The sequence below is a fragment of the Novosphingobium sp. G106 genome, from assembly GCF_019075875.1.
Taxonomy (GTDB): domain Bacteria; phylum Pseudomonadota; class Alphaproteobacteria; order Sphingomonadales; family Sphingomonadaceae; genus Novosphingobium.
In genome coordinates, this window is the sequence record NZ_JAHOOZ010000001.1 from 3,111,318 (window position 1) to 3,133,200 (window position 21,883).

19 protein-coding genes and 1 pseudogene are annotated in these 21,883 nt (G+C 59.8%); 5 read left to right on the forward strand and 15 right to left on the reverse strand.

Translation table 11 applies throughout. From position 1 onward, the window contains the following. Positions 1-83 precede the first annotated feature (83 nt). A complete protein-coding gene (locus KRR38_RS14765) occupies positions 84-1,229 on the reverse strand; it encodes an epoxide hydrolase family protein (RefSeq protein WP_217402736.1) in 1,146 nt (381 codons plus the stop codon). Positions 1,230-1,425: 196 nt separating this feature from the next. Next, a complete protein-coding gene (locus KRR38_RS14770) occupies positions 1,426-2,259 on the reverse strand; it encodes an aldo/keto reductase (RefSeq protein ID WP_217402738.1) in 834 nt (277 codons plus the stop codon). 131 nt (positions 2,260-2,390) lie between these two features. On the opposite strand from KRR38_RS14770, the gene KRR38_RS14775 reads away from it, so the two are divergent. The 4 genes from KRR38_RS14775 to KRR38_RS14785 are packed head-to-tail and all read left to right on the forward strand — an operon-like array spanning position 2,391 to position 5,143. Then, entirely contained in the window at positions 2,391-3,248 is an 858-nt protein-coding gene (locus KRR38_RS14775) for a transketolase (protein ID WP_217402740.1), read from the forward strand. A gap of 8 nt (positions 3,249-3,256) precedes the next feature. Then, positions 3,257-4,222 (forward strand): transketolase family protein, encoded by a 966-nt coding sequence (locus KRR38_RS14780; protein WP_217402742.1) that lies wholly within the window; start codon positions 3,257-3,259, stop codon positions 4,220-4,222. Between the two features lie 11 nt (positions 4,223-4,233). Beyond that, a complete protein-coding gene (locus KRR38_RS36150; RefSeq protein WP_254514811.1) occupies positions 4,234-4,371 on the forward strand; it encodes a hypothetical protein in 138 nt (45 codons plus the stop codon). Between the two features lie 4 nt (positions 4,372-4,375). After that, a complete protein-coding gene (locus KRR38_RS14785) occupies positions 4,376-5,143 on the forward strand; it encodes a crotonase/enoyl-CoA hydratase family protein (protein ID WP_254514812.1) in 768 nt (255 codons plus the stop codon). Between the two features lie 264 nt (positions 5,144-5,407). Here the strand turns inward: KRR38_RS14785 and KRR38_RS14790 are convergent, their stop codons facing one another. The 10 genes and pseudogenes from KRR38_RS14790 to KRR38_RS14835 form a co-directional block, all read right to left on the reverse strand. Further along, positions 5,408-5,902 (reverse strand): VOC family protein, encoded by a 495-nt coding sequence (locus KRR38_RS14790; protein WP_217402744.1) that lies wholly within the window; start codon positions 5,900-5,902, stop codon positions 5,408-5,410. A gap of 107 nt (positions 5,903-6,009) precedes the next feature. After that, the gene (locus KRR38_RS14795) at positions 6,010-7,008 is read right to left on the reverse strand and encodes an aldehyde reductase (protein WP_217402747.1); all 999 of its coding nucleotides are present in this window, start codon (positions 7,006-7,008) and stop codon (positions 6,010-6,012) included. 12 nt (positions 7,009-7,020) lie between these two features. After that, entirely contained in the window at positions 7,021-7,611 is a 591-nt protein-coding gene (locus tag KRR38_RS14800; protein ID WP_217402751.1) for a helix-turn-helix transcriptional regulator, read from the reverse strand. Positions 7,612-8,324: 713 nt separating this feature from the next. Continuing rightward, positions 8,325-9,764, reverse strand: a complete 1,440-nt coding sequence (locus KRR38_RS14805; protein WP_217402752.1) for an acyl-CoA reductase — start codon at positions 9,762-9,764, stop codon at positions 8,325-8,327. Then, positions 9,761-11,173 carry a hypothetical protein gene (locus KRR38_RS14810; protein WP_217402754.1) on the reverse strand — a complete coding sequence of 471 codons (1,413 nt, stop codon included), beginning with the start codon at positions 11,171-11,173 and terminating at the stop codon, positions 9,761-9,763. Before KRR38_RS14810 ends, KRR38_RS14805 begins: the two co-directional genes overlap by 4 nt. 99 nt (positions 11,174-11,272) lie before the next feature. After that, positions 11,273-12,079 (reverse strand): sugar phosphate isomerase/epimerase, encoded by an 807-nt coding sequence (locus KRR38_RS14815; protein WP_217402760.1) that lies wholly within the window; start codon positions 12,077-12,079, stop codon positions 11,273-11,275. Continuing rightward, positions 12,076-12,864, reverse strand: a complete 789-nt coding sequence (locus KRR38_RS14820; RefSeq protein ID WP_217402761.1) for an SDR family NAD(P)-dependent oxidoreductase — start codon at positions 12,862-12,864, stop codon at positions 12,076-12,078. The genes KRR38_RS14815 and KRR38_RS14820 overlap by 4 nt, the downstream gene beginning before the upstream one ends. 96 nt (positions 12,865-12,960) lie before the next feature. Then, positions 12,961-14,139: an acyl-CoA dehydrogenase family protein gene (locus KRR38_RS37375; RefSeq protein WP_217402762.1), complete on the reverse strand. Its 1,179-nt coding sequence runs from the start codon at positions 14,137-14,139 to the stop codon at positions 12,961-12,963. Next, positions 14,136-15,260: an acyl-CoA dehydrogenase family protein gene (locus tag KRR38_RS14830; RefSeq protein WP_217402763.1), complete on the reverse strand. Its 1,125-nt coding sequence runs from the start codon at positions 15,258-15,260 to the stop codon at positions 14,136-14,138. Before KRR38_RS14830 ends, KRR38_RS37375 begins: the two co-directional genes overlap by 4 nt. Positions 15,261-15,398: 138 nt before the next feature. Further along, positions 15,399-16,473 (reverse strand): annotated as a pseudogene (locus KRR38_RS14835) (NAD(P)-dependent alcohol dehydrogenase). A gap of 274 nt (positions 16,474-16,747) precedes the next feature. Between KRR38_RS14835 and KRR38_RS14840 the strand changes: the two are divergent. Further along, positions 16,748-18,487: an amidohydrolase family protein gene (locus KRR38_RS14840; RefSeq protein ID WP_309141056.1), complete on the forward strand. Its 1,740-nt coding sequence runs from the start codon at positions 16,748-16,750 to the stop codon at positions 18,485-18,487. A gap of 25 nt (positions 18,488-18,512) precedes the next feature. Here the strand turns inward: KRR38_RS14840 and KRR38_RS14845 are convergent, their stop codons facing one another. The 3 genes from KRR38_RS14845 to KRR38_RS14855 all read right to left on the reverse strand — a co-directional run bounded on the left by KRR38_RS14845 (position 18,513) and on the right by KRR38_RS14855 (position 21,878). After that, a complete protein-coding gene (locus tag KRR38_RS14845; RefSeq protein WP_217402766.1) occupies positions 18,513-19,622 on the reverse strand; it encodes a helix-turn-helix transcriptional regulator in 1,110 nt (369 codons plus the stop codon). Positions 19,623-20,233: 611 nt separating this feature from the next. Next, positions 20,234-21,022, reverse strand: coding sequence for an SDR family NAD(P)-dependent oxidoreductase (locus KRR38_RS14850; protein WP_217402768.1), 789 nt, complete (start codon positions 21,020-21,022; stop codon positions 20,234-20,236). Position 21,023: 1 nt separating this feature from the next. Next, on the reverse strand, positions 21,024-21,878 hold the full coding sequence (locus KRR38_RS14855) for a TauD/TfdA family dioxygenase (protein WP_217402771.1): 855 nt from the start codon (positions 21,876-21,878) through the stop codon (positions 21,024-21,026). Positions 21,879-21,883: the final 5 nt, after the last annotated feature.

Consider the following 21,883-nt stretch of genomic DNA (forward strand, 5'->3'; position numbering starts at 1 on the left):
ATCTGCTTAAGTCGATCGACCGAGGTTGTCGAACGTTTTTTATTTTTGGTTCAAAACTGTCGTGTTAAGGCTGATCTTGGTCGCTACGACGCGATTGCCTTGAAGAAGCTCCTCACTTCGTCGGCGAACAACGCGGGCTCTTCCATGGCGGCGAAATGCCCGCCTGAGGGCATCGGACTCCACCTTTGAAGATTGAGGGCCCGCTCGACAGCGGCGCGCGGCGGAATTGGCAGGAACTCGCCGGGAAAGAGCGCGACGCCTACAGGAACCTCGACTCGGCTGGTATAGCGGGGCATTTCCGTGTCGGCGCCGGTGTACATCCACAGCGAGGATATGACGGCCTCGTTGACAAGGTAGATCATGATATTGCCGATCAGCAGATCCTTGCTGAACCTGCTTTCGATGTCGCCTCGCGTATCTCCCCATCGCTGAAACTTTTCCAGAACCCACGCAGCAAAGCCCAGTGGCGAATCGTGGAGCGCCAAGCCGATGGTCTGAGGGCGGGTCGCCTGTTCATGTGCGTAGCCTGATTCAAGGGCACGCACTTCGTTCAGACGCTCGCGCCACTCGCACATCTCCGGGGAATCGTCGGGCGGAGTGCCCAGCAAAAGATTGAGATGGATGGCGACGGTTACGTCGGGATGATCACTTCCCAGCCAATGCGTAATGGCCGCGCCCCAGTCTCCGCCTTGCGCATAGAAACGCGAATAGCCCAACACATCGATCATCAGGCGGCGCCACAGCTGAGCGGTCCGACGTGGCCCGATCGGTGCACGGGGCCGGCTAGAAAAACCATATCCCGGCAGTGATGGAATCACGAGGTCGAAACCTTCGCACGCCTCGCCGCCGAACCGCTCGGGGTGAGCAAGCCGCTCGATAACCCCCAAGAATTCCATCACGGAGCCGGGCCAACCATGGGTGAGCAGGATGACGCGCCCTTCCGGACCGGAGCCACGGACGTGATAGAAATGCACGTCGATATCCTCAACCCGCGCCTTGAACTGGGGAAAGCGATTGAGTTCACGTTCGGTCGCGCGCCAATCGTAGGATTCGCGCCAGTATTCGAGGAACTCCGCGAGATAGGCGGCAGACGTTCCGTAGTGCCAGGCATCGGCGGTATCGGGCGCATAGCCAATTTCCGACAGCGCAAGCCTGACAGAGATCTTATCGAGCACGTTCTGCGACACCGACACCTCGAAGGGCAAGGCACTGCCTACATCGTCAGTCATGCTAATCTCCTAGCGCAACAATGGGGCCGTTCGATCGGCTGAAAAGCGGCAGGTGCGCGAACCAAAGTGCGATTCTGTCAATTGGGATTTTAATATTCGTGCGGTCCGAGGCAAAGCCCACGAAATAATTAATCCCCTCCACATTATCGCATAACCCTAAATATAGAGGCCGTATATCACGCCGCGTAGTCCAGGATCATCCTGGAATGGTCTCAAATTTGAGGGGATCGGGCCCGAAACGTCCGTAGGCGCTGTCGAGCGCTCTTATCGCGCTTGTCGATGATTGGTCCAGCGTGATGCCGATCGCGTCGATATTCTCTTTAATATGACCCGCGGACGACGATCTGGGGATCACGACGATCCCTTCCCCTGCCAGGTAGGCAAGAATGAGCTGTGCAGGGGTGCATCCAGCGCGCGATGCTATGGCAACTATCTCGGGCGTGTGCAGGGCCTTGCCCCGGCCGAGCGGACTCCAGGCTTCGGCCACGATCCCGTGTTTTGCATGATAGGCGCGGAGTTCTGTCTGCTGCCATTCCGGATGGAGTTCGATCTGGTTCAAGGCTGGCGCCACGCCGGTTTCGCCGATAATTCTTTCCAGATGCTCGGGCAGGAAATTCGAGACGCCGATAGACTTCACCCGCCCCTCTTCCTTGATTCGCACCAAGGCGCGCCAACTGTCTGCGTAGCGATCATTCGCCGGGACGGGCCAATGAATAAGATAGACGTCAACATAGTCTAGGCCGAGTGTGGCTAAACTTTCATCGAAGGCACGAAGTGCCTCGTCATAGCCTTGCCGGTTGTTCCAGAGCTTGGTTGTTACGGAAATATCCTCGCGAGGCACGCCGCATTCGCGTATCCCGCGACCGGTTCCTTTTTCGTTGCCGTAAACAGGAGCAGTGTCGAACGAACGATACCCGAGACCCGCAGCGCTGCGGATCACCGCAGGCAGATCTGCGTCCGGGATGGTCATGACGCCAAGCCCGATCAGCGGAAAAATCGTTCCGTCGTTCAGCTTCGTCGATTTCGTCATAGATCCTCCAACGCGGGTGGCGGCAGATCTCAGGCAACCCGACCTTGCATGCAAGCATTTTTTTGATCTAAAAATCAAAACGGCTTGCGTCGGATCGGAAAACGATGGAAACGCTGTGTGGGATGGGGATGATGACGAGGAACACAATTCTTTCGCGTAACCGCAGCGTCGATCCAGTTCGGCTCAGCGAGCGTGCCGACTGGATTCGGCTCGAGACGATACGCCTGATCGAAATCGCCAAGAGTGGGCACTATTCAAGCGTCTATTCTTGCGCAGAAATGTTTTCCGTTCTCTATTATCGCACTCTTCGTCTCGATCCCGCGAACCCCCGATGGGCAGATCGAGATCGCTTCCTTCTGGGCAAGGGGCATGCCGCCATTGGCCAGTATCCGATCCTTGCCGATCTGGGCTTTTTCCCGGAGGATTGGCTGGACAGCTACACGCGGCTGGGCAGCCCTCTTGGCGACCACCCTGACATGAACAAGGTGCCGGGCTGCGACTTCAGCTCAGGCTCGATCGGCCACAATCTGTCGGTCGGTGTCGGCATGGCCTTGGCTGCGCGGATGCAGAAGCGGGACTACCTGACCTGGGTGATGTTGGGCGACGGTGAACTAAACGAGGGCCAGGTGTGGGAAGCCGCCATGGCGGCCGGCCACTATCGACTATCGAATATCATCGCGATCGTCGATGCCAATGGCATGGGGCTCGATGGCGATATCGAGGATGTGATGGGAATCGAGCCAATCGCGTCGAAGTTCGAAGCGTTCGGCTGGACCGCAACTGAGATCGACGGGCATGATGTCGGCAGCGTCGTCGAGGCATTCGATGCCGCGCAAGAGGCAACGGGTCCCCATGTAATCATCGCTCGCACCAAGAAGGGCAAAGGCGTGCGGTTCATGGAAGTTTCGCCGCACTGGCATCTTGGCTACCTCGGCCCGAAGGACAAGGATGTCGCGATCGCGGAAATCGGCTCGAGGATTGCCAAATGATCGAACCTTTGGATCCCGCAAGCTGGAACATTGAGACGTCGCTCGCCAAGCTTCCGGGACTTACGATGGGGGATGAGCTCTGCGCGATGGCCGCCGAGCGCGAAGATATTGTCGTGCTGACCGCTGATCTCGCCTCGTCGAACGGCACATCGGTTTTTCGCGACCGCTTTCCCGAGCGATTTATCAATACCGGTATCGCTGAACAGAACATGATGTCGGTTGCAGCGGGCCTCGCTGCCTCAGGTTTTACCCCCTACGTGTCGACATTCGCCGCCTTCGCGTCGCTGCTTTGCGCGGAGCAGTTGCGGACCGATATGGCCTATACCAAGCTGCCGGTGCGCATCCTGGCGCATCATGCCGGCGTCTCGATGGGTTTTTACGGTACCTCTCATCACGCGGTCGAGGACCTTGCGATCATGCGAGCCATGGCTAACATGACCGTCGTCAGCGCCGCGGACGGCAACGCCACGCGGGGCCTTCTGCGGGCTACCGCGGACATCCCGGGGCCGGTCTATATCCGCATTGGTCGCGGAGCCGAAAAGCCCGTTTACGGCACGATCCCGACATTCGAATCCGGGCGTTTCGTCAAGATCCGCGAAGGCGCCGACCTCACGGTGATAGCCACTGGCATTGGGACCAAGATTGCCATCGATGCAGCCGATGCGCTGGTCCAAGACGGCATAGCCTTGCGCGTCCTTGACGCCGCATGGATCAAACCGATCGATCGCGACGCTGTCCTCGCCGCAGCCGCTGAGACCGGCGGGATACTGACCGTTGAAGAGCATAACCCCAACGGCGGACTCGGCGGCGCGGTCGCCGAGATCCTGGCCGAAGGCGGAATTGCGACACGATTCCGGCGTCATGCGCTTCCCGACGATTACGTGTTGGTTGCGCCGCCGTCGCACCTTTACCGCCATTACGGGCTGAGCGCGGACGGTATCGCCGCCGCCGTGCGCGAGATGGTAGCCAACTGAGGAGAGTCTGAATGGAATACAACGGAAAATGGTTGGCTAACCCAGAGCTGGTTCTCTTCGAAGTGTCCGAGGGCATCGCTACGATCACGCTCAATCGTCCAGAAAAAACGCAATGCCCTGAGCCCGGAACTGCTCAAGGAAATGCATGATGCGATGATCGAGGCGGACGACCGAAGCGACGTCAACGTCATCCTGCTTCAAGGTGCGGGCAAGGATTTCTGCTCAGGCTACGATCTCGCGGGCACCTATGCCGGCCGCCTTTCCGACGGCAGGACCAAAGGCGAGGACTTCAGCTATCGCACGAAGATCGCAACCTTCGATGACGATGCGTGGAATGTCGAGAGCCAGCAGAAGCTTACGACCATCATGTTCGATCTGCACAAGCCGGTCATTGCCAAGGTTCACGGCAATTGTCTCGCAGGCGGCACGGATATCGCATTCCATTGCGATCTGGTATTCGCTTCCGACGAAGCTCGCATCGGATTTCCGGCAACGCGGGCCAATGGCTGCCCGCCTAACCAGATGTGGCTCTACCACATCGGCCCGCAATGGACGAAGCGCATGCTGTTCACCGGCGATACGTTGTCAGGGAAAGATGCGTCTAAAATCGGATTGGTTCTCGATTCCGTACCTGCTGAAGAACTCGATGAGTATGTCAGGGATCAGGCCAGACGAATTGCCGCGGTCGACGCGGAGCTTCTCTCCAGTTTCAAGCGGGTCGTCAACATGGGCCTCGAACTCATGGGCGCCAAGACCCTGCAGCGGGTTTCTGCAGAATCCGATGCGCGTGCACACCTTGCGGCAGGCCCCCGGCGCACCCAGTTCAAGGCCGACATGAAGAACCACGACTTGAAGACGGCACTGACCAACCGCGACGCGCCTTTCGGTGACGGCCGCATCAAACTGCGCGGAAGGGCTTGATTGGCCTGAGCTTGAGCATGCTGTGGATGGCTGAGATGGGTCGATCGGAAAATCCTGAAGCGGTTTCCCGACTCCTCCGAGACGGCCTGGCTGGGCAGGCGCGTTCAGATGCGGATCGACGACAAAATTAAGGCAACCTTGCCGCCATCAAGATCGACCGCAACGACGCGGCCTTCCTCGCGCTGGCCAGCCTGCGCATGACGGCCTTGCCGATGCCCGATGCCGCGCCAGTCACGATGGCGACCTTGCCTAGGAACCTTGCGCTCATTCCACCGCCGTGGACTGCGCCGACGCCATGAAATCGTCGATCCTAGCGTTCAGATTTCGCACCATGGCGCGGTCGGACAATTCGACAAAATAGCCGAGCTCGTCGACGGTATCCAGATGGACCACGGCGGCATCGCCGTTGGCCAGCCGCGAGCTCCAGGATTCGAAAACGCACTCTACGCCCTCAGGTCGCCGCCGCATGTCGTCGACCGCATAGCCGAGATGGAAGATGCCTTCGCCGCGCGTCGTCAGCCACTCCTTGGCATTGCCCTCGCCGAGCCCAGGTTCCACCATTTCCAGATAGACGTCGCCCCACTTGGTGAATGCATTTCGGTTTGCGAATGTCCCTGTCCAGTCGCGGTAACGCCCTTCATAATGCGTATCGAGGCGCCAGAACGGGCCGAGGCCCAGCATATTGCGATAAAGCGCCATGCCTGCGTCGATATCCTTCACGACTATGCCGATTTGATAGAAATCGCCTTCGATATGCATCGTTCACTCCCTACGTTTTGACCGGTCTAAGTCACCCCGCCGACAAATGTCCGCCGCCCTAAGACTTCCAACCAGTCCTGCTTACGGTGCAAAGCTGCCCTGGCCCTCTATTGAACCAATCCTAGGGCAAGGATGCTCTCCGCCGTGCTGATGATTGCCTGTTCCGTGCTGCGTGGGTGCCAGCCGAGCAGTCGCGAAGCCTTTTCCGACGTGCAATCCCGCCGAATACCGATTTGCGCCGCAATCGCCTCGGGCGCGTCTCGATCGGCGATCTCGACCTGAGGTAACCTGTCGCGATAGGCCGGGAATGCCTCCCCCACGATTGCGGCGAGTTCCAGCATCGAACGATCCGTCCCCGCTGTCGCGATGAGGCGCTGTCCGGCGGCCTCGGTTGCCAGCATCGCCTTTACATGCAGCTCTGCGACGTCGCGAACATCTACAACCCCGAAATATATTCGCGGCACGGCGGGAATGTGGCCCATCATCATATGCCGGATCAGAGTGGTAGACGTGGAGAGCGGCTCTCCGAGCACAGGTCCGAAAATGCCAACCGGTGCGATCACAGATAATTCGGTTCCGCCGCGCACTTCCGCCATCCTGTCCCATGCCGCTTGTTCCGCGAGTGTTTTTGACTGGGTGTAGGCGTCGACGTCGGACCCGGTGAGGTCGGTCCAGTCCCGTTCATCATAGAGACGACCTTCCACCTTATGCCCATAGCTGACCGCGGCAACCGAGGAGGTAAGCACGACCCGCTTTGCGCCTGCAGCGATGGCCGCGTTGACTACACGCAAGGTACCTTCGCGGGCTGGGTGGATCAATTCATCGGGGTCGTCCGGCTTGCTCGCCGGGAATGGGGAAGCAACGTGCAGCACGTATTCGCAACCTTCGACCGCCTTGTCCCAACCAGCGTCGGCGTTGAGGTCGGCCTCGAACAGCTGCAGGGCCCCCCGGTGAGCGATTCCGGAGCGCGCGATCAGTGCTTCCACGTCCGCCGATCGCGCAAGTGAACGCATCGTGGCGCGGACATTGTATCCTTCGGCCAGCAAGCGGACGATGCAATGGATACCGACGAACCCGGTCGCCCCAGTTACAGTTACTGTTTTCATCGCCAACTCCCGTCAATGCTCAAGTGCAGCGTCTTCGGCGAAGATCGCGATGCTTTGGTGGATCTGCCGCACTATGTCTGCCTGCCTGCCAACTCCGGTCTTTTGAAAGATGCTCTTGCAATAGGTCCGAACACTGTTCTCGGTGATGCCCATGCGGCTCGCGGCCTCCCGCAGCGTCAGTCCCTCGCCGAGCAGAATTGCCAGCCGCGCTTCGGCGGGCGCGAGGCCGAACAGAGTGCCCACCAGGGCTACAGACGCTCGCGGGCGCGCGCGCAGATCGTGAAGATAGATCATCAGGCTTGCAGGCATCGCCGTGTCGAAAACGTCACGTGGTCCGATCGGCACTAGGAGCGCGCCGATTGTCGGCCCATCGCGGCCAATTCTCAGCACCCGTTCCTCGATCGGCAGGGATTGCGCTCGACGAGGCTGCGCCGCCAGTTCGGCAACCATTTTCGCCTGGACCGTATCGCGCAGTATCAGGCGACCGTTCCGGATTGAAAGCACATTACTGCGTCCGATCAGGTTATTCGCAAGCTCATTGGAAAACAGCACGCGCATGTCGTGGCCAATGGCCAGCGCGCCGAACGACAGGCGGTCGAACATCTCCGCAAGCAGCTCGGGTACCCGTTGGCTCTGCCGGAAGCGTGAGAAGATCGCGACGGCGCGATTGGCGTGAGGGAGCAGACTTGCAAGCCATTCCCGATCCGCCCCCGAAAGCGCGCCGGACTTCTCCTCGCGGATCCAGGCGAGGTAAGCCCACGGCCCCCCCCGCGAGCCCAAGCTTGACGACCTCGACCGTAGCAAGTCCTTCGGGCTTCAAGTGGTCGCGATAGACAACGCTATCGGCAAGATTTCCGCCCGGAATGAAGTTTTCCAGCCGATAGATCTCATTTGGGGTCATGGACGCGTAGTCGAAAGGATTTTCTGCCGCGAAGCGTGCAAAGTAGCGCTCGGTGAAAGCGCCGATATCCGCTTTGGATGCTTGGATCTGGACCGAATCCCAAGTTTCGTCATGAAGCCGAAAGGCGAGGAATACAGAATGGGCATCCAATCGCGCACGCAGGATTTCCAGAAATTCCTGCCACGCATCGTCCCTGAGCGGCGCATCATACAGCGCGTCGACAGCGAGCGCCCCGTCCCCATCGAGTGCAGGTCTCTGCGACGGTACCGCCATGGCTCTCCCCGGTGGTTGTCGGGTTGCGGATCGGTAGCGAGAAGCGGCACTCAATCCATTTTCCGACCACTCCAACGAAATTAGCAGCGTATGGGACATGGCGACAGGCCCCGGCTGGCGCTGTCGGCCAGGCTTATACCGATCATAGGACGCCTTCCGCCTGCTCCGGCGCATCCTCCTCCGTAATCCAGCGCATGCAGCGATTGAACGCCCAGAAACCGTCATGCGGCGTACCGAATCCCGCCGCCATCGCCTGTCCGAGATCGACGATCCGCTGTACGCCGGCCGAAGCCAGGCCGTCGCGGAGCGCTGACTTTCGGGAAAATGGATGAACTCCGACGGTCGCCGTCGCCACCGTCGCAAAACGCGCGGCTTCATCGAGCGTGGCCACAGGGACGACATTGACGATCTTGCCTTCGGGATGAAATTCCACCGGCTCCTGCGAACGGATGACAAGCCCCGCGCCATCATTCGTGCCCCAGACCCGATAGTCGGGCTCCATTTCCCGCAGCACGGCAATCTCCTCGCGGATATCACCGCCGAGCTTGCTACAGAGCGCCGAGGTCGTCCGGCGCTCACGCATGAGGTTCTGCTGGAGAACTGAGCAGAACCTGTCGACCTCGTCCAAAGTGCCTTCCACAAACTGGAATCGGGAGCAAATGCAGCCTTCCTGATTGTAGTGCGTGGCATCGATGGCCGCGAGTTCCGCTGCCTCGGCCAAGGTGGCCGGGCTGGAAAATGCATCGCGCCCGATCAGAGATATCGAGGTCTTCGGATCGAAGCTTACCAATTCCAGTCCGGGGCCCGTATAGGTCTTGATGCCGCGGATCGCAGCCTCACCGCCCCAGGCAACGACTTTGTCAAAAAACTGGGGGCGGCAGATGGCGCCTTCGACGGTTGCGTCCCCGCCGCGCCAATAGACCGCGGAAAATGAGCGAACGACAGGGTGGCCGGGGGCGACGGTGTCCATGGTCCGCAGGATGGCAGGGGCGGTATAAAGATCATTCGACGGCATCTTGAGCAGGTGGACACCCTTGGTCAGGGCCATCTGTGCGATCGTGCCCGCGGCGACGCTAGGTACGTTGCCCGCCAGGACATGCATCAGACGCGGCGGATAGGCGCGCAGGCGCAACCGTTGGCCGTTCGGCCGCTCCACTTGACGCCAGCCATCGAGCACGTCGGTACCGCCGACTTCCTGATCGATCATGAACTGCAGCGCTGCACGATCGGTGAAGACGGGAATGATATCCTGATAGCAGTTTTCGACGATGCGGCGTTCGAGCGAGCAGGTCCGCGCCATGTTGTCCAGCGCCTCGGCCATGAAGCCGCGGGTGTCCCGGCGCATTTCCTCGCCCGTTGCAACCAGCAGGTCGAGTATTTCTGTCGTCGGTATGTCGAATGCCGGTCCCGGCTCGCGCCGCGACCAGACCAGCTCGTCGATGTCGAGGCGAGGGGCGGTGAAGGCCGCCGCACCGCTGCCAAAAGCGGTCTCGGCGCCGTCAACCACCCTGCCCTTGACGACATGGATAACTCGGGCTGTTTCAACCGCACCACGCGGTCCGATCGCGACGTCTGCGTTCATTCCGCGATGGCTCCCCTAATGTATGTTTCGATCGTGCCGGCACAACCGATCTTATCGTCCTCGCCGGGCCCGGTGAAACGCGAGATCTGTGGCAGGATTACGGGCCCGGGCCGGCCGCAGCTGCAAGTTTCGGCGTGATCCATGATGACCTTGTCGCCTGAAATCATCCCGCCCCAGCGCGAGCCGTAGGACAAGTCGAGGAACGCGAAGCGACCCTCTGAAATCTCGCCGACGGGATCCACGATATTTTCGCCTGTCGCGTCGAGGATGAACGGCATGATCCAAGGAACGATGTGGTATTTGCCGTGCTCGCATGCCGGATAACAAGTCGACATCTCGCTCATGCCATAGACATTGAGTACATAGTGGACGGGCCCAAGGAACTTCCACGTCTGTTCCTGATAATCGCTTGGCAGGCTTAATCCCTTGGTACCGCCGCCCGTTGCGATGACCGATCCGGGATGCATGGCCCCTTCAGGTAGGCCGCGCTCGCGTGCGCGTTCAACCAACCGCCAGAGCATCCCCCACTGTGCAGATAGCATTATCGGCTTGTCGAAATTGTCGATGATCTCATCGGCGATCGAGTCAAACTCGGCGATGGCCTTGGCCTGTTGCGCCGCGGCCTCCGCCTCGTGCTCCGCAATCTCGCTCGGGCTGGCGTCACCCTCGCCGATCTTGCGCCGCATTTCGGCAGATCGCATGAGTGAGGCGACACGCAGCCGGTCCTCAGACAGGTACTTTTCGGTGCCGGGAATGCCGAACCGCCGGATCATCCGCTCCGAGGTGCACATGATAATGTAGTAACCGAACCTTGGCGTCATCTGGTAGTAAGGCATCGGCTCTGGCGGCATCGTTTTGGGCCAACAGAAATTATCCTTGATGACGCTTTCGTACACCTCGTAATCAGCATCGGCTCTCGCCAGGATCGATACTTTCCCCGATGTTCCGCTGCTGGTGAACACCTTGTGTCCCGCGTCCCAAAGGCGCGCGAGAAAATCATCGATGTCGGCGACTCCCTCAAGATCAACCATATCGACTGGCAGCGCCGTTATAGTCGAGTACCACTTGAGCAGCCGTTCCCATTGCCCCTTGGCGATGAAGCTTGCAGGGTACGATTTATAAACCGAATGAGCTAACAGCAGCGGGACGATGTCCGCTTTCGTCCGGATTTGATCAATGCCCATGTCCTCGGCCCGCCGCTTGAGGACTTGGACGCGGGAGCGCTGGACGGCAAACACCTCTCTCGCAGCCTCGAGCTGCATCTGCGCGATTTGTTCGGCGGGCGTAGCCAGGAAATCGGGCTCGTCGAGCTTGTCCAGCAGACGCTGGAGCGCCGGGCTGGAGTTGAAGATCGCCGCGGGATGAGAAAGGGACGAATCCGCCTCCGTCCGCTCGATGCTGGCAACCATGACCCTCTCCTATCTGCTTCGAGAGGAGATGCTATCACCTGCCCAAATGCTGCCTAGCTGCCAAATGGTGAGGATGCCGACTGGAGTGCGGCGCAACGCCTACAAGCCTTCGGCCGCAAGCAGTGAGCGCGTTACATTCATTAGGAGCAAAGCTCGCTCCATAGCACTCGCGCCCGCAAGCGCGCGGCTGCGCATCGGCACTTCTAGGCCGAAGACCAGTGCTTCCGGCAGACTCCTCAGGAACTCTCGGACAGGAAGCTCACCCTCACCGGGCACGCCGCGTTCATAGATCGCATTGTAGAGATAGGTTTCCATGTCGCTCCGAAGGGGGCCGTCGCACAGCTGGCCCCCACCGATTACGTCCATGCCCAGGCAGGCGATGTCTGCGGGAGACCCGCCCGACTGGTTCAAGTGAAGCAAGTCCACGAGCACCCCGACTCCGTCCGCCCCAGCGCGGCCACGAAATGCGAGAGCATCGGCAAGCGATGCGATCTGCGATAGCGGAGTGAACTCGATGAGCAGCGGCAGGTTCGCGGCCTGGCACCATTCGCGCAAGGTGCAGAAGCTGTCGAACGAGCGCGCCGGATCGGGATCGAAATTGAGCGTGACGATCTTGCGTGCGCCCATTTCGGCCATCAAATCCACGCCCTCGCGCAGGCGTTCCATAGAGACCACAGGCGAAAGCGGAAAACCGTCGGCAACATTGATGAAAACGCCCGTGTCCCTGAGCCGCTTTCGCATGGCAGTCGTGTCGGGATCCCCGGCATGCAGCGATACCGCCGGGACCTCGGCATTGCCGTCGAGCATGCAACTGATGGCACCGTATCCCGCGCTCGCTGCGATTTCCACAAGCTCTGCCGGTCGCTCACCGCACACCGTGAGCTGGTCGAGGGATATGGTCCTCATCGGGCAGCCGCCTCGATCGACGCCGCGATTTCAACCGCGCTGGGCAACTTTCGCAGGTCGATCCCGCCGGTGGTATGAAACGTTTGCCCGGTCATGAAGCACTCATCGGACACGGCAAAAAGCGTCACGGCAGCAATGTCGTCAATGGTGTTAAGCCGGCCCAGCGGCGTTTCGCGAGCGAAGGCCTCTGCCATACCCGGCACCATCACCCCCTCGGTCATGGGCGTGATGGTCAGTCCGGGCGCGACATTGTTGGCGCGGATGTTGTACTGGCCGAACTCGTTGGCGACCGTCCGGGTCACATGCTCCAGGCCCGCCTTTGCTCCCATGTAGGCGGCATGATTTTCGAACATCATGGTCGCAACTTGCGAGGTCAGATCTGCAATTGAGCCGCCGCCGGCCCTCTTCATTGCGCCTACGGCAGCCTGCATGAAGAAAAAGCCACCCTTAAAGATGATCGCGAGCATCTCGTCGATTTCGGCCTCGCTGGTTTCCTCGAAGGCACCATACTGGCCAGTCGCGGCGGCGTTGACGGCGACGTGGAGAGGCCCGATTTCCTTTTCGAACCGGGCCATCATCGAAAAGACAGATGCTTTGGAAGAAACGTCGCACTCTATTGCAACGGCTCCGTATTCGTCTGCAAATGCCTCGATCCCATCCTGGCCGCGGCCCGATACCGCGACCTTGGCCCCCTCGGCGATAAATCTGCGGGCAATTGCCTGCCCCATGTTGCCCGCCCTCGAGGCGCCGAGGACCAACGCGTTCTTGCCTTCCAGACGACCCATGGTTCTCTCCTCCTTACAGGAGCTGGACGCCGCGCACTTCGGCTCGATCCAAGGTGCGAGCGCTCCGCGTTTTTTCTTCGATCGTCAGCGAGCAGGTCAGCCTTTGGGTAGCCCAAGCCCGCGTTCGGCGATGATGTTGTGCATGATCTCGGTGGTGCCTCCAGAAATAGTAGCACCGTAGGCAGACATGAAATCGTACATGCCGTGGAGTACGGTCTCGTTTCGGATGCTGAGAAATTCCTGGCCACCGAGCTGGTCGATCCGGACAAGCAGGTCCGCAATTCGCTGACGCAGCGTGGTATCGTGCAGCTTGACAAAGGCCGACGTCATGGCGGCACCGCCTCCATGGCCGTCGTTCTCCCGAAGCAGTTGTCGGATCATTCGGCGCCCGGCCTGATGCTCGGCGAACAACGTCATGAATTCACGCCGAAGTTGATCGTCCTCCAGCCATGCAGCGCCGTTTTCCAGCGCTTCACGATAAAAGCGCTCTATGCTGTAGCGACGACGTTCTGCCCAATCGAACCACAGCACCCCGCGCTCCGAAGCGAGCGTCGCCTGCGTCACCTTCCATCCCGCATTTTCCTCACCGACGCGGTTTTCAACGGGGATGCGAACGTCGGTCAGGAACAGTTCACCAAATTCGGACTGGCCGTTGAGCTGCTTGATGGGCCTGACTTCCAGACCCGGCGTGTCCATATCCATGACGAGGAAGGTAATACCAGCCTGCTTTACGGCCTCGAAATCGGTGCGCACGAGCAGGATGCAATGCTTGGCGAACATCGAGAACGACGACCAGATCTTCTGCCCATTCACGACATAGTGGTCGCCATCCCGCTCAGCCTTGCAGCGCAGGGACGCAAGATCAGAACCCGCACCGGGCTCCGAAAATCCCTGACACCAGATCGTGCCTTTCGGGATTTCCGGGAGGTATTGCTGCTTCTGTTTGGGAGTTCCGAAGGGAATGAGGGTTCCGGGGATATGATTGAGCGAAACAACGAACAGATCGAGCCTAGGCGCGGCGTTGCGCGCCATTTCGTCGGCAAGGACAACCTGCCCGGTGAGGCTGAGTCCCGCTCCGCCATATTCGGTTGGCCAGTGCGGAACTGCAAGACCCTGCTTGTGACATTCCGCCATCCACCATTTCTGGTGCTCGAGATAGTCTTCTTCCGAGCCCTGATCGACAGCATCGCTCCAACCTGCTGGCAGGGTTTCGGCCAGCCAATCGCGCAAAGCTTGCCGGAAGGCCGGTAGGTCGTCCTTGAGGTCAATGATCACAGCGTTGCCAACTCCAGTGTGCTAGCGCCAGCCTCCGTGACAGCTGCGAGGTCCGCGGCCGCAGCGTCTCGAAGAGCCAGATTGCTGGTAACCAGCATCTCGTTGAGACGGGCGCGCTTCAGATAAAGATGCACATCGAATTCCCAGGTGAAGCCGACGCCACCATGCAGCTGGACACAGTCACCCGCGACAAACACCGCCGCCTCGCTGGCCGCAGCCTTTGCGAGCCTGGCCCACATGTCGGCTGTCCGATCGGCAGCTGGCGCAGCTTCTATTGCCTGAGCCAGGGTGAATTCAGCGATGTTGGTCACAGCTACAAGATCGACAGCACGGTGCTTCAACGCCTGGAAAGAACCGATCACCCGGCCAAACTGGGACCGCTCTTTCATATAGGCGATCGTCTTGTCGGTGATCCCGCGCGCCACGCCTATGCAATCGCTGGCAACGGCCAGTGCGAATGCCCGCATCAAGGCACGGTGCGCCGCGCCGTCCTTGCCAAGCCAGGTTACAGGCACATGTCCGTCGAGTTCCAGCATCGCGAGATTGCGTGTACGATCCCAGAAATCGAGCGGCGTGAGTACCAGTCCCGCGAGTTCGATCAGGGCTACCTCATCCTGACCCACCGCGACCAGTGCGATCGCCGCGCCAGGCGAACCGATCAGTGTCGTTCGCCCGCTGATCGTGCCGTTGGCAGCACGGATCAGGCCTTCATCCAGTACGGCGGGTATTGCGGCCTGGACTTCACCCGAGGACAGCCGGGTCAGCCACTCAGACGTAGCCCCGCCGGAGGTTCCGTGTTCGGCAAGCACGTGGGCGGCCGCGCCGCTGGCTAGGAAGCCGCCCGGAGCCGCAACTAAACCGAGTTGATGATGCAGCAACTGAATCCCGTGCGCGCCAAGACCGAAGCCGCCCAGTTCCTCGGAAAGCCCTATCGCCGCCCAGCCCAGCTCGCGGCCTTGCGCTTCAAGAGCCTGATCGAGGTCGAGTTTCCCGTCGACATGCGCATGCAGCGCCAAGCTACCGCATTGTTCGGCAAGGACGGATGCAAGGCTTTCGCGGATTGCCTCGAGATCGGATTCATCAAAACCGTGAATGGCCGGATCCGCACTGATGTCACCCATCGAAAGGCGCTCCCAAACGAGATGCGGATCGCTTTTTTCGCGATCCTGCAGCAGAGCCCTGCCCATTCCGCACAGCAGGCCCGCTGTCAAGGAAACGCAGACATATTTTGAAGATTAATTCAAATTATTTGCTCCCGGTCAGCCGGAATGGCGCTCCAGTGCGGGGGCCAGGGTCATCATGTCGATCACGGCGCGGTATTTGACCTGGCCGCGAAGTATGCGTTCATAGGCCTGTTCGATATCTTCCATCCCGATCATCTCGATATCGGCGACGATGTCGTGCTTGGCGCAGAACTCCAGCATTTCCTGGGTCTCCTTGATTCCCCCGATCATCGACCCGGCAATGGACCGCCGCTTGTAGGACAGCATCATCGACGGCGGCCACGTGTGTAGTTCCGGGCCGGCGCCAAGCATGACGAGCGTGCCTTCGCGCTTCAGCAAGTTGGCATACATCACCAGGTTCTGCGAAGCCGAGACGGTATTTACAATCACGTCGAAGCGCCCTGCCCAAGCTGCCAGAGATTCGGGATCGGTTGAGATTATCACCTCGTCGGCGCCCAGCGACTTCGCCTCTTCCACCTTGCCGGCCGAAGTCGTGAAGGCAACCGTGTGCGCTCCCATGGCATGCAACAGTTTCAATCCGATGTGACCGAGCCCCCCCGATGCCGACTACGCCAACCGTCTTTCCGGGTCCGGCGTTCCAGTGGCGCAGCGGAGAATAAAGAGTGATCCCCGCGCATAGCAGTGGCGCAACCGCGGCGAGCCGCGAGGAGTCGTGATCGATGCGCAGAACATATTTCTCGTCGACGACGATGTGATCCGAATAACCGCCAAAGGTGGCCATACCCGTGGTCGGATCGATGCTGCCATAGGTGCTGATCATACCCTTGTCGCAATATTGCTCCAAGTCCTCGTGGCAGGATGCGCATGTGCGGCAACTGTCGACGATGCAACCGACACCCGCGAAGTCACCTACGCGAAATTTCGTCACATTGAAGCCGACTTCCGTTACCTTTCCAACAATCTCGTGCCCGGGGACGCAAGGGTAGACGGTACTTCCCCATTCATTTCGCGCGAAGTGAACGTCAGTGTGGCAGACGCCGCAGAAGAGAATCTCGATCCGGACATCGTTTTCGCCGGTATTTCGGCGCTCAAAATCAAGCGGAGCGAAATTCTCGGGCGACTGGGCGGCATAGGCGATTGCTTTCGGCATCCGGGTCTCCTGAGACATCTCATTTTAGGCCAGCGAACAGGACCACGATGCGCCTCTTACATCCTCCGGCTTTTTGCATGGTAGTTACCAAACGGGGAATAACCGGGAGCTTTGCAGCGCACTATTCGTAGGCAGGCGGCGATACAGGCTCCCGTACAGGCACACCCTGCTACCGCGATGGCATGGGTAGAGCGGTACGGGTCAGGGCCGGGCGCGAACAGCCGGCGATTCAGACAATCGGATGCGCCGAGTGATGGAGAGAAGGATGGCCCCGATGTATGACCTCGTAATTCGCAATGGAACGGTCGTCGATGGAACTGGTGGCAAACCTTATATTGCCGATCTTGCCGTCAGCAGCGGTATCATAGCGGCGATCGGCACGATCTCGGAAACGGGCACCGAGGAAATCGATGCCGCGGGCTGCATCGTCACTCCGGGCTTCGTCGACGTACACACGCATTACGACGGCCAGGTCACCTGGGAAAATCGCTTGGCTCCGTCTTCCGATCACGGCACCACGACGGTGGTAATGGGCAACTGCGGTGTGGGTTTCGCGCCGTGCCGGCCCACCGACCGCGACGGAATGGTCAGCCTGCTCGAGGGCGTGGAAGACATTCCAGGTGTCGTCATGACCGAGGGTCTTCCCTGGAACTGGGAGACTTTTCCTCAGTACATGGATGCGATCGAGGAGCGGCACGCCGATATCGACTTTGCCGCACAGCTTCCGCATAGCCCCTTGCGTGTTTTCGTCATGGGTGAGCGCGGCATCAATCTTGAAACACCGACCGATAAGGATCTGGCCGAGATGCGGCGCCTTACCACGGAGGCAGTACGGGCTGGCGCGCTCGGCGTTTCAACGTCACTAAATGTCGCGCACCGTTATCCCGACGGAGCCTTCGCGCCGACCGTGAAGTCAAAACCCAGGGAATTGATCGCTCTGGCGGAAGGTCTGCGAGACGCGAATATGGGCGTCTTCCAGTTGCTGGGCGACTACAACCTGCCGGCGGACGCACAGTTCGACATCACTCGCCAAGTGGCGGAAGCAGCCGGGCGACCACTCTCCTTCACATTCGCCCAGGCTCCGAACGACCCCGACGGTTGGCGCTGTGCCCTTCGCGGAATGGAAGAAGCGAATGCACGCGGCGTTGTCATACGCGGACAGGTACTGCCGCGTCCGACCGGCGCTTTGCTTGGGCTGGAGCTCTCGTTCCATCCTTTCTATTTTTATCCCAGCTATCAGGCCATCGCCGATCTACCGATAGCGGAGCGCGTAGCAGCAATGCGCAACCCCGAACTGCGCGCCAAAATTCTGTCAGAAGAAGCCGGCAAGCATTCCAATGACTTCTTCAACTTCATCATCACCGAAAAGGACATGTTGTTCGTGCTGGGAGATCCGCCGAACTACAACCCTCTGCCGGAGGAAAGCCTGGGCGCGATAGCGCGGTCGCAAGGTCGGGACGTCATGGAAGTGATCTACGATGTGCTGCTGCAGCGCGACGGGCACGAGATAATCTACCGCCCATTGGGGAACCTCCAGAACGAACCTCGCTTCGAAAGCGCCGGCCGTGACTTGCTACGCCACGAACACACGATCATCGGTTTGGGCGACGGCGGAGCGCACTACGGCATGATCTGCGACGCGGCATTCACGACCTATCTGCTGACCTATTGGCTCAACGATGCAACCCCGGCTTACCGGCTACCGCTCGCTGAAGCGATCAAGATCCTAACCCACGAACCCGCGGTGGCAGTCGGTCTATGCGATCGTGGCCAGCTTAAAACTGGTTACAAGGCCGATATTAATGTCATCGACCTCGCTCGCCTGAAACTCCATGCTCCACGTCCCGCCTACGATCTGCCCGCCGGTGGACGCCGGCTCACGCAAAAAGCGGACGGCTACGTCGCGACGATCGTCTCGGGCGAGGTGACCTACCGAAATGGAGAATGGACGGGCGCCCTAGCGGGAAGGCTACAGAGGTACGCCCGCGAGGTTCCTGAAACCATTGCGACCTGATCGGGTCTTCTGACGGCTGTCGTGGTCATAGTCCAAGCATGGCGACGCTGCTCAGGATCAGCCGGACCAGATCGGCTTGGCGGCGCACGCCTGTCTTGACGAAGATACGCTTGCTATAGGTACGCGCGCTGTTCTCCGTTATCCCGAGCTGCTCGGCCGCTTCGCGCAGGGTCGTGCCCTCGCTGAGCAGGATTGCTAGCGCCGCTTCGGACGGAGCAAGCCCGAAAAGCTTGGATAGCAATGCCGCCGATGGACGCACCTCATGGGTCAGGGCGTGAAGATAGATGATGACACGCGCCGTGGTAAACGACTTGTCCAATGCCAGTGGGGTTATTGATCGGGCGAGCATACCCAGCATCTCGTCACCATTGCGCAACCGCAAGACGACCTCTTTTTCTTGGGCATCGGGATCGATGCTCAATGAAAGCTGACGCATTGTCTGTGCATGTTCGCGGCGCCGGAAAATTAAACGGCCCTTCTGCTGGCTGAGATCTTCGCTTTTGGCGATCAGCGCTTCGGCCACACGGTTGCAAAACAGCACCCGCCCGTCCTTATCGAGCGCGATTGCACCGAAAGCTAGCTGGTCAAGCGCCTCTGTCGAAATTCCACTGGCGAGCCGCAGCAGTTTCGATTGGCCGAAGATCGCCATGCCTCGTTCCAAGTGCGGAATCAGCCTCTGCATCCACGCCCGTTCATCGGCATCGAGCGGCCCCATGGCATCGTCGCGTACCCAGAGAAAGTGGGCGCGAAATCCCTCAGCAGGGCCGATTGCCACCAGTTCCAGGTGGCTCTTCCCGGCCGGTTGCAAATGATCGGTGAAAAACCGGGAAGCCCATAGGTCGCCGTTCGGTAGGAATTCCTGCAGTGAATAGATTCGACCGGTTTCCATTCCCTCGTAGTCTATGGGATTGGCCGTCTCGACCCTGGCGTAGGACTGGCGGAACGCCTGATCTCCCTCCTCCTCGGCCCGGGTCAGAAGTACCAGCGATCCGAGGGGCCTGTGCCTGAATACTATGACCGTCAGGTAGGCATGCAGTTTGAGGTGGAAGGCGCTGAGGAATGGTTCCCAGCCTTCGGGATTCAACGATGCATCGTAGATCAGGGAAATCATCCCATCGAAATCAGAGGCAGTCATGGGCAGCGATTTTCCCAATATGAATCACTTCGCCAGATCGAACAGGTCATGGCTCCACGGGCAGAAATATGCCTTATGACATGATCGTCAAATTTGGGCCGATGAATACTATGACAACAGTAGCGCTCGCAATGCGTCAAGTGAGCGCGGACTCAGGGGCCCACATAATTCCCCGTCCTCCGAATTGATAAGGCCGATCATAATGGCTGCTTGAGATTGCGGGAACGGCTGCGTCAAGGGCGATTCCCCGGGCGGCCGCCTGCTGGACCGTAAGGCGTTGCTGGTTTGGACATGCGCCTCGCCGCCGAATACAAACTGACGTACCGGCGAGTTGAGGGCCGCTCCGCTGAATAAGTCATTCGGCAGCAGAAGCTGAGGCAGAACCCATACAGCATCTGTGAATAACCACTCGACGCAGAAAGAGCAAAGATGTCTCTCCACTCGGAGCGCATGGAAAGCAGACTAAGATCCAACTAAACGACAAACCGGACCTTCAATCCAACTGTCGCCACGCCTCCACCTACCATCGGAGAAATACCTTCAGCGGTCGAGACCAAACAGCTTGATCGCGGTTCCGCCCAGGATTTTTTCAGCGTTCGAAAGCTTCATTTTCAGAGCTGCGCCATCGATCCGCCGTCGACCGTAAGGGTGATCCCATTCACGAACGATGACGCATCAGACGCCAGGAAGAGCGCGGTTCCGGCAAGTTCCGTCGGTTCGGCGAAACCTCCGAGCGGCACTTTCTGCGCGATGACGCCGCCCATTTCCTCCGCGGCTTTTCTGTTCACCTCTGTTCTGAAGGGGCCTGGTGCGATGGCATTGCAGGTGATCCCCATCCGGCCAGCTTCCACCGCCAGTGCCCGCATCAGGCCTTCGAGGCCGGCCTTGGTAGTCGAATAGGCGGCGTCGTGCGGTGGTGCTCGCCTGGCGCTGATGGAGCTGACGAGAACTATCCGACCTCTTCCCGCCGCCTTGAGCAATGGCAACGCGTGCCAGCAGAGACTGTAGACCGACGACAGGTTGGTCTCCACCAACGCGCGGAAGTCAGCGGGCGGAATGGCCGCAAGATCGCGTCGCATCCGAGCGGCCGCATTCGCAAGCAGAACGTCTAAGTGGCCGTGACGCTTTTCGATCAGCGCCATAGCGGCAACGACAGCGGCTTCGTCCGCTGGATCGAAAGGGAGACTTTCTCCCTTCAACCCGGCATCGCATAATTCGGCGGCGATCCGCTTCGCCTGAGCTTCGTCGCGACTGTTGACCAGCACCGTCGCTCCTGCCGAGGCTAGCGCCACGGCCATCTCGAGCCCCAGCCCCCGCGAAGCGCCGGTGACCAGCGCGACTCGTTCATCCAGCCGAAACAATGTGCTTGCGGCATCGGGCGGCGTTTGCGCAGACCACATCCTACGCCGGCTTCCTGCTCTGGATGCTGGAGGGCATGCCTCTGGTGCTGATCCGGTATAACAAGCGTCGCTTGCCTGGCTCATCGGAATACTCGATCGGCGTCGCCCTGTGCATTGTGGAGAAATTGTCCCACAGGAACAGGTCACCGGGCATAACCTTGTAGGCGATGCGGAATTCCGGCCGAGTTGCATGCGCGCGGAGTTCCGCGATAAGCGCACGTGCTTCGGACTTGTCCATGCCCTGGATTCCGAACGCCGATCCTGAAAGGAACAGCGCTTTGGCACCGTTGACCGGGTGTCGCATCACAAAAGGGTGCTGGTGTACCCCCAGACGCGCTATCTCTTCGGGAATATATGCAAACGTCTCGCCTTCGAGTGGCGGAGCTCCGCTCAGGCAATGGAGGCCGACCAGATTTTCTATGCGCGATTTCATTGTATCGGGCAGCGCTTCGTACGCGAGCACGGTGCTGGTGATCAGCGTTTCGCCGCCTTTGTCTGGCGCCTCCTTGCCATAGAGCATCGTGACGCTCGCGGGCACCTCTTCATACGTACCGTCCGAATGCCAATGACCGGCGCCGTCCCGCACGTTGGCGGGGGTGTCTGCGGCATTATCCTGCTTGATTAGCTCCGGGAAATCGTTGCGCCGACGCGACGCCGCAAAGAATTCGAGGGGCTGTCCCCAATGGTTTCCGAAGCGGACGTATTCGGCGTCGCTCAGGGACTGCCCAGAGATGACTAGGATTTGGTTGTCGTAGAGGGCTTCGACCAGCCGGGAGATGGTTTTGTCGTCGGCCTTGCCTATATCGGCATCGCTCGCCACGGCGCCGAACGGGCCTTGGAGCCTTCGAATTTCCATAAATC

Bases quoted from the DNA above. Each gene is read 5' to 3' on its own strand.
- KRR38_RS14785 (WP_254514812.1), top strand. From the start codon at position 4,376: ATGATCGAGGCGGACGACCGAAGCGACGTCAACGTCATCCTGCTTCAA.
- KRR38_RS14820 (WP_217402761.1), bottom strand. From the start codon at position 12,864: ATGGGTCGTCTGGAAGGCAAGAACGCGTTGGTCCTCGGCGCCTCGAGG.
- KRR38_RS14850 (WP_217402768.1), bottom strand. From the start codon at position 21,022: ATGTGGTCTGCGCAAACGCCGCCCGATGCCGCAAGCACATTGTTTCGG.
- KRR38_RS36150 (WP_254514811.1), top strand. From the start codon at position 4,234: ATGGAATACAACGGAAAATGGTTGGCTAACCCAGAGCTGGTTCTCTTC.
- KRR38_RS14770 (WP_217402738.1), bottom strand. From the start codon at position 2,259: ATGACGAAATCGACGAAGCTGAACGACGGAACGATTTTTCCGCTGATC.
- KRR38_RS14775 (WP_217402740.1), top strand. From the start codon at position 2,391: ATGACGAGGAACACAATTCTTTCGCGTAACCGCAGCGTCGATCCAGTT.
- KRR38_RS14830 (WP_217402763.1), bottom strand. From the start codon at position 15,260: ATGGGTGACATCAGTGCGGATCCGGCCATTCACGGTTTTGATGAATCC.
- KRR38_RS14790 (WP_217402744.1), bottom strand. From the start codon at position 5,902: ATGCATATCGAAGGCGATTTCTATCAAATCGGCATAGTCGTGAAGGAT.
- KRR38_RS14800 (WP_217402751.1), bottom strand. From the start codon at position 7,611: ATGTTCGACCGCCTGTCGTTCGGCGCGCTGGCCATTGGCCACGACATG.
- KRR38_RS14765 (WP_217402736.1), bottom strand. From the start codon at position 1,229: ATGACTGACGATGTAGGCAGTGCCTTGCCCTTCGAGGTGTCGGTGTCG.
- KRR38_RS14855 (WP_217402771.1), bottom strand. From the start codon at position 21,878: ATGGAAATTCGAAGGCTCCAAGGCCCGTTCGGCGCCGTGGCGAGCGAT.
- KRR38_RS14805 (WP_217402752.1), bottom strand. From the start codon at position 9,764: ATGAACGCAGACGTCGCGATCGGACCGCGTGGTGCGGTTGAAACAGCC.
- KRR38_RS14845 (WP_217402766.1), bottom strand. From the start codon at position 19,622: ATGACTGCCTCTGATTTCGATGGGATGATTTCCCTGATCTACGATGCA.
- KRR38_RS14810 (WP_217402754.1), bottom strand. From the start codon at position 11,173: ATGGTTGCCAGCATCGAGCGGACGGAGGCGGATTCGTCCCTTTCTCAT.
- KRR38_RS14795 (WP_217402747.1), bottom strand. From the start codon at position 7,008: ATGAAAACAGTAACTGTAACTGGGGCGACCGGGTTCGTCGGTATCCAT.
- KRR38_RS14815 (WP_217402760.1), bottom strand. From the start codon at position 12,079: ATGAGGACCATATCCCTCGACCAGCTCACGGTGTGCGGTGAGCGACCG.
- KRR38_RS14840 (WP_309141056.1), top strand. From the start codon at position 16,748: ATGTATGACCTCGTAATTCGCAATGGAACGGTCGTCGATGGAACTGGT.